Origin of the sequence: Aestuariicoccus sp. MJ-SS9, assembly GCF_032586235.1 — a bacterium.
GTDB lineage: Bacteria > Pseudomonadota > Alphaproteobacteria > Rhodobacterales > Rhodobacteraceae > Aestuariicoccus.
Map to the genome: position 1 here is coordinate 1 of NZ_JAWHTD010000065.1, position 14,837 is coordinate 14,837.

Annotated in this window: 9 protein-coding genes, 1 tRNA gene and 1 pseudogene; 5 read left to right on the forward strand and 6 right to left on the reverse strand. The window is 65.6% G+C overall.

Translation table 11 applies throughout. The features are described 5' to 3' along the window. Positions 1-268 precede the first annotated feature (268 nt). Positions 269-1,027, forward strand: coding sequence for an electron transfer flavoprotein subunit beta/FixA family protein (locus RXV88_RS21840; RefSeq protein ID WP_316295719.1), 759 nt, complete (start codon positions 269-271; stop codon positions 1,025-1,027). Continuing rightward, positions 1,027-1,953 (forward strand): FAD-binding protein, encoded by a 927-nt coding sequence (locus RXV88_RS21845; protein ID WP_316295721.1) that lies wholly within the window; start codon positions 1,027-1,029, stop codon positions 1,951-1,953. The genes RXV88_RS21840 and RXV88_RS21845 overlap by 1 nt, the downstream gene beginning before the upstream one ends. An 82-nt stretch (positions 1,954-2,035) precedes the next feature. On the opposite strand, the gene RXV88_RS21850 is transcribed toward RXV88_RS21845, so the two are convergent. Then, positions 2,036-2,875 (reverse strand): DUF6473 family protein, encoded by an 840-nt coding sequence (locus RXV88_RS21850; protein WP_316295722.1) that lies wholly within the window; start codon positions 2,873-2,875, stop codon positions 2,036-2,038. Between the two features lie 154 nt (positions 2,876-3,029). On the opposite strand from RXV88_RS21850, the gene RXV88_RS21855 reads away from it, so the two are divergent. Further along, positions 3,030-3,905 carry a 3-hydroxybutyryl-CoA dehydrogenase gene (locus RXV88_RS21855; protein WP_316295724.1) on the forward strand — a complete coding sequence of 292 codons (876 nt, stop codon included), beginning with the start codon at positions 3,030-3,032 and terminating at the stop codon, positions 3,903-3,905. Positions 3,906-4,111: 206 nt separating this feature from the next. Here the strand turns inward: RXV88_RS21855 and RXV88_RS21860 are convergent, their stop codons facing one another. Genes RXV88_RS21860 through RXV88_RS21870 form a run of 3 tightly spaced genes read right to left on the reverse strand, consistent with a single transcriptional unit; the run spans position 4,112 to position 6,646 of the window. Next, positions 4,112-5,272 (reverse strand): cation:proton antiporter, encoded by a 1,161-nt coding sequence (locus RXV88_RS21860; protein ID WP_316295726.1) that lies wholly within the window; start codon positions 5,270-5,272, stop codon positions 4,112-4,114. 8 nt (positions 5,273-5,280) lie between these two features. Next, positions 5,281-5,931, reverse strand: a complete 651-nt coding sequence (locus tag RXV88_RS21865; protein ID WP_316295728.1) for a GntR family transcriptional regulator — start codon at positions 5,929-5,931, stop codon at positions 5,281-5,283. Positions 5,932-5,962: 31 nt separating this feature from the next. Then, a complete protein-coding gene (locus RXV88_RS21870) occupies positions 5,963-6,646 on the reverse strand; it encodes a SprT family zinc-dependent metalloprotease (RefSeq protein WP_316295729.1) in 684 nt (227 codons plus the stop codon). Positions 6,647-6,752: 106 nt separating this feature from the next. Here RXV88_RS21870 and RXV88_RS21875 point away from each other — a divergent pair, with 106 nt between their 5' ends. Continuing rightward, complete coding sequence (locus RXV88_RS21875) at positions 6,753-7,070, forward strand: TIGR02300 family protein (RefSeq protein WP_316295730.1); 318 nt, start codon at positions 6,753-6,755, stop codon at positions 7,068-7,070. A gap of 77 nt (positions 7,071-7,147) precedes the next feature. After that, positions 7,148-7,223: transfer RNA gene (locus tag RXV88_RS21880), tRNA-Ala, on the forward strand. A gap of 144 nt (positions 7,224-7,367) precedes the next feature. Here RXV88_RS21880 and RXV88_RS21885 read toward each other — a convergent pair. Then, positions 7,368-10,853, reverse strand: a complete 3,486-nt coding sequence (locus tag RXV88_RS21885; RefSeq protein ID WP_316295731.1) for a hypothetical protein — start codon at positions 10,851-10,853, stop codon at positions 7,368-7,370. 195 nt (positions 10,854-11,048) lie between these two features. After that, positions 11,049-14,837: pseudogene (locus tag RXV88_RS21890) on the reverse strand (hypothetical protein); the annotation flags it as partial.

Here is a 14,837-nt window from a genome sequence, read left to right on the forward strand (position 1 = left end):
ATCATATCACGATTCTTTCTCGCTGAAGCAGACCGACTGGAAGTCGGTGGGTTTGCTCCAGAGCGTGGATACTAAAGCCGGGGCGCGGGTCAGGCCCCAGGATTTGCCCGAAAGGACGCTTTGTCGCGGCAAAGGCGGAAAACGCGACGTCGGATGGCGCTAACGTGACGATTTTGCCCTGTTTCGCGCGGCGCGGGTTCGGTATCACCGCGTGGAACGTCCATTCAACGGCCGCGCTGTGCGGCCGCATCAAGGGAGATACACGCCAATGAAGGTGCTCGTGCCTGTCAAACGCGTGATCGACTATAACGTGAAGGTCCGCGTCAAGGCGGACGGCAGCGGTGTCGATCTCGCCAACGTCAAGATGTCGATGAACCCCTTCGACGAGATCGCCGTCGAAGAGGCGATTCGCCTGAAAGAGGCCGGCAAGGCCGACGAGGTTATCGCGGTCAGCATCGGCGTGAAGCAGAGCCAGGAAACCCTGCGCACCGCGCTGGCGATGGGCGCGGACCGGGCGATCCTCGTGGTGGCCGCCGATGACGTGCACACCGATATCGAGCCGCTGGCGGTGGCCAAAATCCTCGCCAAGGTGGTCGAAGAGGAACAGCCGGGCCTCGTGCTCTGCGGCAAGCAGGCCATCGACAACGACATGAACGCCACCGGGCAGATGCTGTCGGCGCTGCTGGGCTGGTCCCAGGCGATGTACGCCAACAATGTCGATCTCGATGGCGACCACGCAGTGGTCACCCGCGAGGTGGACGGCGGTTTGCAGACCGTGAAGGTCAAGATGCCGGCGATCATCTCGACCGACCTGCGCCTGAACGAGCCGCGCTATGCGTCGCTGCCCAACATCATGAAGGCCAAGAAAAAGCCGCTGGATGAAAAGACCGCCGCCGATTACGGCGTCGACGTCACCCCGCGGCTGGAAATCGTCAAGACCACCGAGCCCGAGGAACGCGCCGCCGGCATCAAGGTCGCGTCGGTCGACGAGCTTGTGGCGAAACTGAAAGAAGCGGGGGCTGTGTGATGGCTGTACTTCTGATTGCCGAAATCAACGACGGCGCGCTGGCGATGGACGCCACCGCCAAGGCGGTGACCGCGGCGGCGTCGCTGGGTGACGTGACCGTGCTGGCCTGCGGCGCAGCCGCCAAGGCCGCCGCCGACGAGGCCGCGACCATCGAGGGCGTGGCAAAGGTGCTGGTGGCCGAGGACGACCTTTACGGCCACCGCCTGGCGGAACCGGTGGCGGCGCTGATCGCGTCGCTGGCGGGCGATTACAGCCACATCGTGGCGCCCGCGACCACCGACGCCAAGAACATCCTGCCGCGCGTCGCGGCGCTGCTCGACGTCATGGTGATCACCGATGTGACCGCCGTGGTCGACGCCGACACGTTCGAACGTCCGATCTACGCAGGCAACGCGATCCAGACGGTGAAATCGTCGGACGGCAAGAAGGTCGTCAGCTTCCGCACCTCGACCTTTGACGCCGCCGGCACCGGCGGATCGGCGGCTGTCGAAGCGATCGGCGCGGGCGACAGTCCTGGCCTCAGCGAATGGGTCGAGGACAAGGTCGCCGAAAGCGACCGGCCCGAGCTGACCTCGGCCGGCGTGGTCGTGTCCGGCGGGCGCGGCGTGGGATCGGAAGAGGATTTCGCGCTGATCGAGAAGCTCGCCGACAAGCTGGGCGCCGCCGTCGGCGCATCGCGCGCGGCGGTCGATTCGGGTTTTGCCCCCAACGACTGGCAGGTCGGCCAGACCGGCAAGGTCGTGGCGCCGGACCTTTACGTGGCCGTCGGCATCTCGGGCGCGATCCAGCACCTGGCGGGGATGAAGGACAGCAAGATCATCGTCGCCATCAACAAGGACGAAGAAGCGCCGATCTTCCAGGTCGCCGACTTCGGCCTTGTCGCCGACCTGTTCCAGGCGGTGCCGGAGCTGACCGAAAAGCTGTAGGGCGCGGTGCGCAGTAAATGCGCACCCTACGGGGACTGCGCAGTCTGAAAGGCCCGCCCGGAAAGGCGGGCCTTTCGCCGTCTCACGCCACGGTCTGCCGCATCACCTCGCGCAGGACCGGGGCCAGCGCGCGGGCGGCCTCGGCATGGGTGGCGGCGTTCATCTGCTCGGATGCGGCCTCGGTTTCGCCATCGCCGAAGACCATGTCTGCAACGCCTGCGGCGACGGCGGCCTCGGACGGGGTGATTTCGAGCGTTGCCGCCACGCGCCCCGACAGCGCATCGAGCATCGGCGCATCTATAAAGAGCGGATCGCGGTCGAGCCGACCCAGGCCCGCCTGACCGGGCCGCTGATCGGCGAACCACATCAGAACGATCGGCCCGCGCACCAGTGTCGTCAGCTGTTTCATCCGGGCCAGCCAGGCGTGCTGCAATTCCTGCCGCACCAGCGCGAAGCGGCTTTCGTCGAGCCGTTGCAACCGTCCCAGAAGGTGGCGGGTGAAGTGGAATTCTGTGAAATCCACCTCGGGGAAAAGCCGTTCCAGCAGCCCGGAGGCCTTGAGGAATCGGTCGTTGCGGCGCGGATGCACCGCGTAATAGCGGTTCGACATGTTCTGCGCGCCCAGCACCTGGATCACCGTCACCTCGGCCCGGCTGGCGATGTCCAGAACCGGCGGTTCGTTGAGATAAAGGTCGAGCCCCGCGTTGATCGCGCCGAGGTTCACCGCTGGCGTTGCAAGCGTAGATTCCAGCCGCGGCACGAAGGGCGTTTCGATGAAACGGCCGAACGTGTCGGTGCCGCCCAGGAACGCCATGTAGCGCCCGCGCAGGCTGCGCCGCGGGCCGCGGAAGGCCACCCGCGACCCGCCGTAACGGCACAAATGGTAATCGAGGCCTGTCTGGCCCGGTTTTGCATAGGTCATCCCACCCACCTGATTTTTCTCACCCGACGGTAGATTCGGCCAAACGCCTTGCCAATTCGCTAAAATGAAAAAGCGTATCGAAGTTGAACGGCCTGCCCTTGCGGGGGTACCGCGCCGGGGCCTATGTTGCGCCAGCGAACAGAGGAAGAGCGGCATGGAGATCAAGTCAATCGGTGTGGTCGGCGCGGGCCAGATGGGCAACGGGATCGCGCATGTGATGGCGCTGGCCGGATACGATGTCCGACTGAACGACATCAGCGCCGAGGCGCTGGAAAAGGCCGTCGCCCTGATCGGCCGCAATCTCGACCGGCAAGTCAGCCGCGACAAGATCAGCCAGGCGGAAAAGGACGCCGCCATGGCGCGGATCGTGACCACTCAATCGCTGGCGGATGTGGCGCAGACCGACCTGGTGATCGAAGCCGCGACCGAACGCGAGGACATCAAGCAAAAGATCTTTGACGCGCTGCTGCCGGATCTCAAGCCCGACACGATCCTGACCTCGAACACCTCGTCGATCTCGATCACGCGGCTCGCGTCGCGTACCGACCGGCCCGAGAAGTTCATGGGGTTTCATTTCATGAACCCGGTGCCGGTGATGCAGCTGGTCGAGCTGATCCGGGGCATCGCCACGGATCAGCCGACCTACAAGGCCTGTCTGGGTGTGGTCGAGAAGCTGGGCAAGACGGCCGCGTCGGCCGAGGATTTCCCGGCCTTCATCGTCAACCGTATCCTGATGCCGATGATCAACGAGGCGGTTTATACGCTCTACGAAGGCGTGGGGAACGTGAACTCGATCGACCAGTCGATGAAGCTGGGGGCGAACCACCCCATGGGGCCGCTGGAGCTGGCGGATTTCATCGGGCTCGACACCTGTCTTGCGATCATGAACGTGCTGCACGAGGGGCTGGCGGATACCAAGTACCGGCCCTGCCCGCTTTTGACCAAATATGTCGAGGCCGGGTGGCTGGGCCGCAAGACTCAACGCGGGTTCTACGATTATCGCGGCGAGGTGTCGGTGCCGACGCGCTGAGCGTCGGGGAGTCTCGGAGACTCAAGCCGCGACCAGCGCCTGCCCGTGGGGTGGCGCTGCTACCGAGCTTCTGCGCGCCTTATCTTGGCCAAGTCATTGCTCCGAATGAAAGACGCGCTCACGTCGACAAAGCGCCAGCCCGCTGGGACGGGCAGGCGCTGGTCGCGGCGGCCTTCGGCCTTGATTCCGCGACTTTGAAACCTCGCTCACCTGCTGACCCGCCGCACCGCATAGGCCGTCGCAACAGGGCCGATCAGCTCAAACAGAACCGTTGTCCCCACCGTCAGCGTCAGGATCATCGCGGCGAAGTCCGGGAACTCTTGCGCGGCCACCAGCGCCATGCCGACGGCCACGCCGGCCTGCGGCAGCAGCGCCGGGCCGATCCAGAGCCGGTCGCGCGGCGGCATGCCGCCGATGAGCCCGCCAATCCACCCGCCCGCCAGCCGCGCCACGATCCGCAGCACCACATAGGTCAGCCCGACCCCGCCAAGCGACAGAGCCGCCCCAAGGTCCAGCTGCGCCCCGGCGAGCAGGAAGAACAGCGTCAGGAACGGCCATTCGATATGCTCGATCTCGTGGAAGGCGCGCTCGTGGTGCTGCGCCAGGTTCACGATGACCGCCCCCGCGGTCATGCCCGCCAGCAGGAACGACACCTCGAGCCACAGCGCCAGCCCGGCACAAAGGAACACCAGCCCCAGCGCCTCGGTCTGCATCGGGCGGCCCGGGCGCAGACGCCCCGTCAGATAGGCCCCGGGCAGCCCCAGAACCAACCCCAGCGCCAGCGCCCCGCCGATGTCGCGCCCCGCGTCCAGCAGATGCCCGACCGACATGCCGTCGCCGTTCAGCGCCTGGGCCGTGACCACCGCCAGCGCAAAGACGATCATGCCCCAGGCGTCGTCGATGGCCACGACGCCGCTGACCGTATCGGCGAAATCGCCCTTGGCCCCGGTCTCTTCCAGGGTTTCGCGGGTCGAGGCGGGCGCGGTGGCCGACGCGATGGTGCCTAGGATCAGCGCCATCGCCAAGGGCAAGCCGATCAGCCACAGCCCCGCCGACACCAGCGCGACGGTCGTTACGACAATCGCCGCCGACACCGCCAGGATCGCGCGGCCATGGGCGCGCAGGGTTTCGCCCCGCAGGGTGCTGCCAAGCAGGAAGGCAACCATGGTCAGGGCCAGCACGGACAGAGGGTGCTCCCAGTCCGCCGCCGCCTCGGGAACGACGCCAAGCCCCGCGCCTCCGAACAGCGCGCCCAGGATCAGCAGCATCGTCACGCGCGGCAGGCGGGTCCGTCGCCCCAGCGCATCGGCGGCGAGCCCCAGCAGAAAGAGCGCGCCGATCCCGGTGAACGTCAATGCAAAATCCATGCCCCCGGTCAGCCGGTCAGCATCCGGAGGCCCTGCGTCACATCCGACCGGACCGCCAGCCGCAGCCCCGGCTCGTCCCCGGCCTTGAGCGCGGCAACGATCAGCCGGTGATACTGCGGCGCCTCTGTCCGGCGCAGGCGGCCGTAGAGCGCGCGCATGGTGGGGCCAAGCTGCAGCCACACGGTTTCGCACATGGCCAGCATGGCCGGGGCCTGCGCGCGCAGATAAAGCGTGCGGTGGAATTCCAGGTTGGTGCGAATGTAGCCCACCGCGTCGCGGTTGCTGACCGCGTCGGCGATGGTGGCGTTGATGGCCTGCAAGCGGTCGATCAGCGCGATATGGGCGCGCGGCAGGGCGCGGCTGGCCAGCTCGACCTCGATCAGGGCGCGCAGGGCGGCCAGCTCTTCGATCCGCTCGTTCGTCAGCTCGGGCGTCGACACGCGGCCCGACGACGACATCGAAAGCGCGCCCTCGGCCACGAGGCGCTGCACCGCCTCGCGCGCAGGCGTCATGGAGACGTCGAATTCCTTGCCCAGACCGCGCAGGGTCAGCGCCTGCCCGGGCGCGATCTGGCCCAGCATGATACGCGAGCGCAGCCCGCGATAGACCCGGTCATGGGCCGAAGGGGCGATCTCGACGGGGCGTTGGGTGGCCAGCATGCGCAAAGTGTGATCACAAACGCCCGCGCCGTCAATCGTCGAATCGGTAACGGTGCAGGCCCGCCCCGTGTTCGCGCAGCCAGCGCCGCATCGGCTTCCAGTCGCCGTAGAGCCGTTCGACATGCGCCCAGAAGGCGGAGGAGTGGTTCATCTCGGCCAGATGCGCCACCTCATGCGCCGCGACATAGTCGAGCACCTCGGGCGGGGCGAGGATCAGCCGCCAGGAATACATCAGCGCGCCATCGTGGCTGCACGACCCCCAGCGTGAACGGGTGTCGCGCAGGGTGATCCGCGTATAGCCGCGCCCCAGCTCGGCCGCATAGCGGTCGGATGCCGCGACCAGCCGGTCCCGCGCGCGGGTGCGCAACCACCCCAGCGCGGCCCGCGGCCGACCGCCGGGCAGCCCGATTGCGCCGTCCGACAGGACCACGCGGGCGCCCGTGACGGGCGTGACCACATGCGGCACGCCCTCGATGGGCAGATGCGCGCCCGGCGCGATCCGCACCGGCGCCTCTTGGTTATCGAGATGCCGGCGCAGCCAGGCCTCTTTTTCCAGAACGAAGGCGCGGCCTTCGGCCTCGGGCACGCGTTTGGGCAGGGTCAGCGTCACCCGCCCATCCAGCTGCGACAGCCGCAGCGATATCCGCCGCGCCCTCGCGGAGCGACGCAGAATCACCGTGATCGGCGGGTTGCCGGGAAGCTCGAACTGCCCCATATCCACTGTCCTGAAGACACGCTCTGCCAAAGGCTTTGACACCGGTCCCGTGTTATGGCAGTTGGCCCGGATTGTCGACATGACCAAGAGTTGAAGGGGATCTCCCATGCCCAAAGAAGAATGGGGCGTCAAGCGCGTATGCCCGACGACCGGCAAGCGCTTCTACGACCTGAATCGCGATCCGATCGTCAGCCCCTACACCGGCGAGGTTGTACAAGTTGAGACCGGCAAGCGCAGCATGATTGCCGCCGACGCCGCCGACGGCGCCAGCAAATCCAAGGTCGAAGCCGACAGCAGCGAAGACATCATCGAAGACGATGACGTCGATGTTGACCTGGACGACGACGATGTGCTGGAAGACGACGAGGAAGAGAACGTCTCGCTCGACGATATCGCCGATGTCGCCAGCGACGACGACGATTAAATCGTTTTGAATTTTGCCGGGGACGGGTTTTTCCGCTTGATCCCGCCCCCGGCTTTGCGTAATTCAGCGCGCACGATGGGGCCTTAGCTCAGCTGGGAGAGCGCTTGCATGGCATGCAAGAGGTCAGGGGTTCGATCCCCCTAGGCTCCACCAAATTCCCTTCCGCAACACGACGACCGAACCGGAACGCGCTGGCGTTCGGGCTTTTGCTTTGTCCTGCCGATGTGACAGGTGCGCGGTGTGAACGCAAAACGGCGCGCCCGCGAGGGGCGCGCCGCTTAGGCCGCTTCGATCCGATCAGAACTTGGCGACGATGTTGAGGAACGGGCCTTCCTTCTTGCCTTCGATCAGGCGCAGGTCGTCGCTGATGTCGCCGAACTGATAGCCCGCGCCCACCTTGACGTTGTTGCCGAAGTGCCGCCAGACGCCGAGCAGATAGCCCTTCTCGGTCACGCCCGCCTCTTTGAACTTCATCACGCGCGCCTCGCCGGTGATGTCCCAGTTGTGGACGACGTGGTAATCCAGCCGCAGAATCCCCAGCGTGGCGGTGTTCGAGGTGAAATCGTCGGTGCCGCGGTCGGCCACCTCGGCCTTGCGGTAACCGATCTTGGCGCCCAGGGTGAATTGCCGGTTCAGGTCATAGCTGACATCGGCGCTGACGATGTGGCTGATCTGCTCGGGGCCGTCCAGATCGCCGGCGACATTGACCTGATCCGGACCGGGCTGGTCGTTCAGATAGGTGTAGCGGAACAGGAAATTCAGACGGTCGTCCAGGATCGGGCGGTGTGCCAGGCCGAGGTTGGCCTCGACGTAATGCCCGTCGCGGAACGAAGACTGATCGGATTCAGACACCAGCGCGTCGATATTGGCCAGGATCCGCGTCTCTTCGCTGATCTTGTAGCGGGCATAGCCGGTCAGCCCCCAGGTGTCGCGGTCGAGCGCGGGATCGGTGTCGCTGTCCTCGCGGCGGTACTCGCCGCGCAGACCGGCCTGGAATTGCGCCCCGTCGTCATACGAGAAGCCCAGCGTCACACCCTCGCGGCGCAGCGTGCCCGAGGTCGGGTTCTTGCTCTCGCCATAGATCAGACCCATCTCGTAGGTCCAGAGATCGCCGGGGGTGTAGGTCACGCCGAAGGTCGAATTCAGCGACGGCTTGTCGCCGGCCAGATCGTAGGTGTTCTCGGCCAGAACCCGCACATCGTCGCTGATCTGCGTCTGCGCGCCCAGCACCCAGACGCCGCCGTCGCTGCCCGAAAAGCCCGAGTCGTTGAAGCTCCGCATGGGATCGAGCCGGTAGCCCACGTGGTACTGGCTGTTGGCGTCGTTCTGGTAGATCAGGTTGGCATAGCCGCCCTCGCCCAGATCGCCGTCGGACACCTCACCTTCGAAGGTCAGCCGGTCGGTCAGCTTGGCCCGCGCGCCGATGCCGAAGCGGTCGTTGGCGGGCAGGCCGCCTGTGCGGTCGACGGTGTGCTGGCCGAAGATCCAATAGCTGGCGTTGTCGTTCGGGCTGTAGGTCAGGCGCACCCCGACATCGGTGCGGGTGCCGTTGTATTCCGGCAGCGCCGAGGGGTCGTCGCGGTCGGTGTAGGTCGCGGCGATTTCGGCGGCCCATTGCTGGTTGATCTGCATGCTCAGACCGATGTGCGTGTCGGTCCGGTTGTTGCCGTTTTCGGTATCGAAATCTTCGTGCGCCAACAGCAGTTTGGTCGCCGGCGACAGTTGGATTTCCGACGAAATCCCCCAGGCGGTCTGGGTGTCGGCGATGTCGTAATCGGCGGAAACGAAGCCCTCTTCCTTGTGGTCGTAATAGGCGGCGACGAACCCTTCGGCCCGGCCTTCGGTCAGCTCGGCCAGATCGGCGCGGGCCTCGAAGTGATAGGCCATGGCGCGCTTGCCCTCGACCCCCGAGGTGCCCACGACGAACGGATCGAAATCGAGCCCGCCGTTGATCGAGTTGCTGGCCCCGAACCCGGGCCCCTCGCTGCGCGCGACCTCGAGGTTGGCGTAGGTCAGATCGCTGCGGCGCCAGAGGAAATCGGCGCCGACGAGCTTGTTGTCCGCGGTGCCGGTGCTTTCGGTCTGCGCCGACAGGCCGACGCGGACCTGGTCGGTGACCCAGCTTTCGGCGCGCAGACCGGCCGAGGTGCCGTCGACATCGCCGAAGGTGGGCACGTATTCGTATTGCGCCACCAGGACGACGTCGTTGTCGCCGAAGGGGCTGTCGCCGATATACCCGGTGCCCGCCGATTGCGACAGTGGCTGCGACAGCAGCACGATGCCCTGGAAGTAGTTGATCTCGTAATCCTGGCCCTCGACCAGGGCGCGCTGGCTGATGACGATCCCGGTCACAGGATCGCGCACCTGCACGTAAAGCGTGGCCGAGCCCGTCAGGATACCCTGACGGCTGAGGAAGTAGGCCGAGCCGCCAGTCGCCTCGAGAACATCGCGCTGCGCCAGCCGGTCGGGATTGGCGGCATAGGCGGTGAAGCGAAACCGCGGCTGGCCGTCCTGGGTCTGGGCGGGGCTTTCGTAATGCACCTGCGCGCCGTAAAGCGTGCGGTCGCTGCGCACCAGGTTCATGCCCTGTTCGGTGACCTTGAAATCGCCCCACAGCAGGTGCGACCGGTCTTTCTGGACCTTGAGGTAAAGCTTGCCCGAGGTCGGCGCCCCGTCGATCGTGGTCGAATCGTCGCCGAAGGTCAGGTAGACATCCTGATCGCGGATGCTGCGCAGCTGATCGACCGGTTCCTTGGCAAAGATATCGCGGAAGATCCGATCCAGATCGCCTTCGCGGGTGTCGACCGCCGCGGTGATGTCCAGCCCCGACTGCGTCCGCCCCTTGGCATAGCCCGAGACCCGGCCGATGGTGTAGGTCTCGTCCTCTTCCTTGCCGATGGTGATGTCGGCGGCGCCGACATAGAACCAGTCGCTTTCGGGGATCTCGACCTCTTTGTCGATGGTGCGGGCGCCGACCCCGACGCGCACGGTCTGATAGCCCTGCGGCACGATCCGCTGCACCACAAAGGCGCCGGTGGCGTCCACGGGCACGGCTTCGCCCATCACGGTCACCCGGGTGCCGGGGCTCAGGCCATCGGATTGCACGGTGATCGCGCCGCCGTTAACACGGATCGTGCGGCGGCGGGTCATGTCCTCGTTCTCGCCCGCGGCGATGATCGGGCCGGTCAGCTCTGGCCCGGGCAGGCGCGTACCGCTGCGCGCCAGCGACAGGCTGCGCGTCTCGTCATAACGGCCCGACCGGTCGTAGACCCGCAGCGCGTAGGTCAGCTCGTCCGGTCCGCCCGACGGCATGACCCAGTTGGCCGTTCCGTTCGGCGCCACCGGCACGACCGCCAGCACGCGGCCCGGCCGGTCCGCGTCGGCGATGCGGATCTCGGCCCGCGAGATAAACGCGGGATAATTGCTGGAGGCGCGGAAGGTCACCGTCTCGCCAGCCGTGTAGGTCCTGCGCAGATCGGCGGTCGCGATGGCGAGAACCGGATTGACGTAAAGCCCGTCGTACCGCACCTCGACGCCCAGATTGTCGAGGATCCGGTCGACCCGGCGGTATTCGTTGAAACTCTCGCGGCTGCCTTCCAGGAACACCGGATCCGCCCCCGGTTCGACCGCATCGACCGAGATCACAAAGCCCTCGTCGCCGAGATCGGTCTGGAATTGCTCAAGCTCGGTATTCTCGCCGGTGGGCATGGTGACCGCGGTCCCGGCATTGGGCTGGACGCAGCCCTCGGGAAGAACCCCGTCTACCAGCGTACAATCCGTCATCCCGCCGGATTGACCGAACGATAGCGTCGGCAGCAATGCGCCAACGGCCACAGACATTACCAAATACCTCATTAAATTCCCCCGCCCACCGAAAAAATACGCTTTAAAGTTGAACTTACCTCTATTCATCTCGCGCCACCCTTGTCTGCTCGACCACGTAGGCGTATTATTTGTTATTTTGCCCTACATATAGTGTTAACCGCTTTTCCGTGGTAGCTGTACAGTTTTTTCGATCAACAGCTTGTATTCCCCGTTTGTGCGCCAAAGTTGCTTCACAATCCGCTCGACCTGCGCCATGCGCGCGCGGGCGATCTGGCGGGAATCCTCGCCCAGCAGATAGCTGATCCGAACCGTCGAGGGTTCATCCGCCATCTTGACGATCGTCCTTTGCAGAGCCGCGACGAAGGCCGGTGTCGGGGTATTCGTGCCCGGCTCAAAGGCCTTTTCGTTGATGTCCACCCGAACCAGGCGCGAGATCGACACGCCAAAGTTCAGCTTGGTCATCTTGCCTGCGGTCAGGCGCACCGTGCGCGGGTTTTCCGTCGTCAGGCGGTAGCCGGCGGGCAGCGACCTTGTGTCGATCTTCATGGTGAAGTTCGAACCGATATCGCGCGGCAGGTCGGCACAGGCCACGTGGAACCGTCCATACTGGTCGGTCGTCACGATCTTGCCTGTGGTGGTGACCACGCGCACCCCGGGGATGCCCGGCTCGTCGACCGGGGCCGGCGGAGGCGCATATTTCGCACCTTTGCCGCCCTTGCCCCCAAAGTAGATATCGTCGTTCGCCACGAAGCCGCGCGGGATCGCCGGACCGCTGCTCGGGCCATCCTGATAGCCGTTGCCGTTGCGGTCGTTGAACACCTTGCCGATGACCGTGCCGCAATCGAAGACAGGCTCGGCCAGCACGACCACCTTGGCACGCGCCTTCAGGCTCGGGTCCAGGATACGGGCGACGTTGACATAGACCCCCGGCTGGATGCTGCTGCTGACGAAGGACGACAGCCGCACGGTGACCGTGGTGGCCGGCGCCACGTCGATCGGCGCAAAGGTGATCGTGTTGCCCGACAGATGCGGCGATGCCTCTTCCCCGTCGATGCTGGCGCTGCCCTCGCGGAAGTAGAAGCCCGCCGGAAGGATGTCGCGCAGCGTCACGGTGCCCGAATTCGTTGCCGAATTGTTGGTGATCTCGATCACCCACGGCACCAGCTCACCCGCCCGCGTGGTCGACACAAGCGCCGCCTTGGTCAGGGTGAAATCGGTGCTGCCGGTGGGTTCGGTGATCTGCACGATCACCTCGACCACCGCCTCGTCCGACAGCGGATCGGGCAGTTCGGAGGTCGTCACCGTCGCAACGTTGGTGATCTCCTCGCGGCCGACCTGGAGCATCTCCTCGGTCACCGCCACGCTGGCGGAATAGACCCAGGTTTCGCCCACATCCAGCGCAAGGTCCTCGTCGATGTCGCCTTCGGTCAGCGTCAGCTCTTCGGACAGCGGGATGTTGACGTCACCCTCGTCCGAGCCCTGCGTCGTAACGTCGGTCAGGTCGACCGAGGTCAGCGTCACGTTACCGGTATTGACCAGCGTGATAGTGTAGTCGATCGGACCTTCGGCATCGACCTCCTCTTCCGAGGCGACCTTCTCGATGGTCAGGGACGGCTCGTAGATGACCTCGACCGTGACCGAACCCTCGACCGGCTCCGGCGTCTCGGCCGTGACCAGCGTCGCGACGTTCTCGATCGGCTCGTTGGCGTCAATATCCTCCTGCGTCACCTGATAGGTCGCGGTGTAGACCCAGGTTTCGTCAACATCCAGCGCGCCGTCCTCGTCGGTGTCGCCGCTGGTCAGCGCCTCGTCCTCGGTCATCGGATCGTCGACAACCACATCGGTGAGCGCCGCGGTGCCCGTGTTGGTCACGGTCAGCGTGTAGGTCAGCAGGGTCGGTCCGTCGACCTCCTCCGCATCCACGGTCTTGACGATCTCGGCGCTGTAAACCGGCACCACCTCGGTCTCGGTCTCGCCTTCGACCGGTTCCTCGATCTCGGGGACGGTGACGGTGACGACGTTGGTGATCGGCTCGGCCGCGTCGATGTCGTCTTGGGTGACGTCGTAGGTGGCGGTGTAGATCCACACCTCGCCCACGTCGAGCACGCCGTCCTCGTCGGTGTCGCCGCCGGTCAGAGCCTCGTCCTCGGTCAGCGGGTCGTCCACCGTCACGTCGGTCAGCGCCGCGGTACCGGTGTTGGTCACCGTGATCGTGTAGGTCAGCAGCGTCGGCTCGCTGATCTCGGCGATGTCGACGGTCTTGGCCACGTCCATGCCGTAGACCGGGGTGACCTCGGTCACGGTCTCGCCTTCGGTCGGTTCCTCGATCTCGGGGACGGTGGCGGTGACGACGTTGGTGATCGGCTCAGCCGCATCGATGTCGTCTTGCGTGACGTCGTAGGTGGCGGTGTAGATCCACACCTCGCCCACGTCGAGCACGCCGTCCTCGTCGGTGTCGCCGCTCGTCAGGGCCTCGTCCTCGGTCAGCGGGTCGTCAACCGTGACGTCGGTCAGAGCCGCCGTGCCGGTGTTCGTCACCGTGATCGTGTAGGTCAGCAGCGTCGGCTCGCTGATCTCTTCGATGTCGACGGTCTTGGCCACGTCCATGCTGTAGACCGGGGTGACCTCGGTCTCGGTCTCGCCTTCGACCGGCTCCTCGATCTCGGGGACGGTGACGGTGACGACGTTGGTGATCGGCTCGGCCGCGTCGATGTCGTCTTGCGTCACGTCGTAGGTGGCGGTGTAGATCCACACCTCGCCCACGTCGAGCACGCCGTCCTCGTCGGTGTCGCCGCTGGTCAGCGCCTCGTCCTCGGTCAGCGGGTCGTCCAGCGTCACGTCGGTCAGCGCCGCCGTGCCGGTGTTGGTCACCGTGATCGTGTAGGTCAGGAGCGTCGGTTCGCTGATCTCGGCAATGTCGACGGTCTTGGCCACGTCCATGCCGTAGACCGGGGCAATCGCCGTGGTCGCGTCATCGCTCTGACTGGGCGCCTCGGCAAAGCCGACAGTCACGGTGTTCGTCACATCCTCGGCCTGGTCGACAACGTCCTGATCCGCCGCGAAGGTCGCGGTGTAGGACCAGGTTTCGCCCACATCCAGCGTGCCATCGTCATCCTCGTCGCCCGCCGTCAGATCGGGGCCGGAGGTCAGCGTCAGATCGGTCGATCCCTGGGCGATTTCATCGACCAGCGACACCGAGGTCAGGCTGACATTGCCCTCGTTCGCGACAGTGATCGTGTAGGTCAGCAGGCCCGGCTCGGAAATGCTGTCCTGATCGACGGTCTTGCTGAGGCTGAAGGCCGCGTTCGGCGCCAGGTCGACGGCGGCTTCGGCCACGAGATCGCCGATCTGGCCACCGCTCACCGTCGCCACGTTGTCCATGTCGCCATCGCCGCCGCCATTGTCGTCAAGATCGCTCTGCAGCACCGCGTAAGAGGTGTCGAAGACCGCCTCTTCTCCGGGCTCCAGCACGGCGATCACCTCGTCCAGACCGGTCAGCGGGTCGGTCACCGACAGATCGGTCAGGCTGACGTTGCCGGTATTGGTGACGACGATCTGATAGGTGACGATATCGCCGGCCAGATCGAGAACCCCATTGCCGGCCGCATCGACAGCCGTGACGGACTTTGTGATCGTCGCCGCCGGCACCGCGCCCAGAGGCTCGTCATGGTCGTCGGTGTCGCTCACCGTGCCGCCGGCCGGGGTCGTCCCGCTCACCTCGGCGGTGTTGAGGTAGTTGCCCGCGTCGATATCCGCCTGGGTGATCGCATAGGTCGCCGTGAAGGTCGTGGAATCCACCGCGCCCGGCGCCAGGCTGGCGATCGGCCCGCCCAGAACGCTCACGCCCGGGTCGCTCAGGGTCACGTTCGTCAGCGTCACGTTGCCGGTGTTCTCGACCGTGAAGCCGTAGGTGATCACGTCGCCCGGCGTCGCAACGCCGTC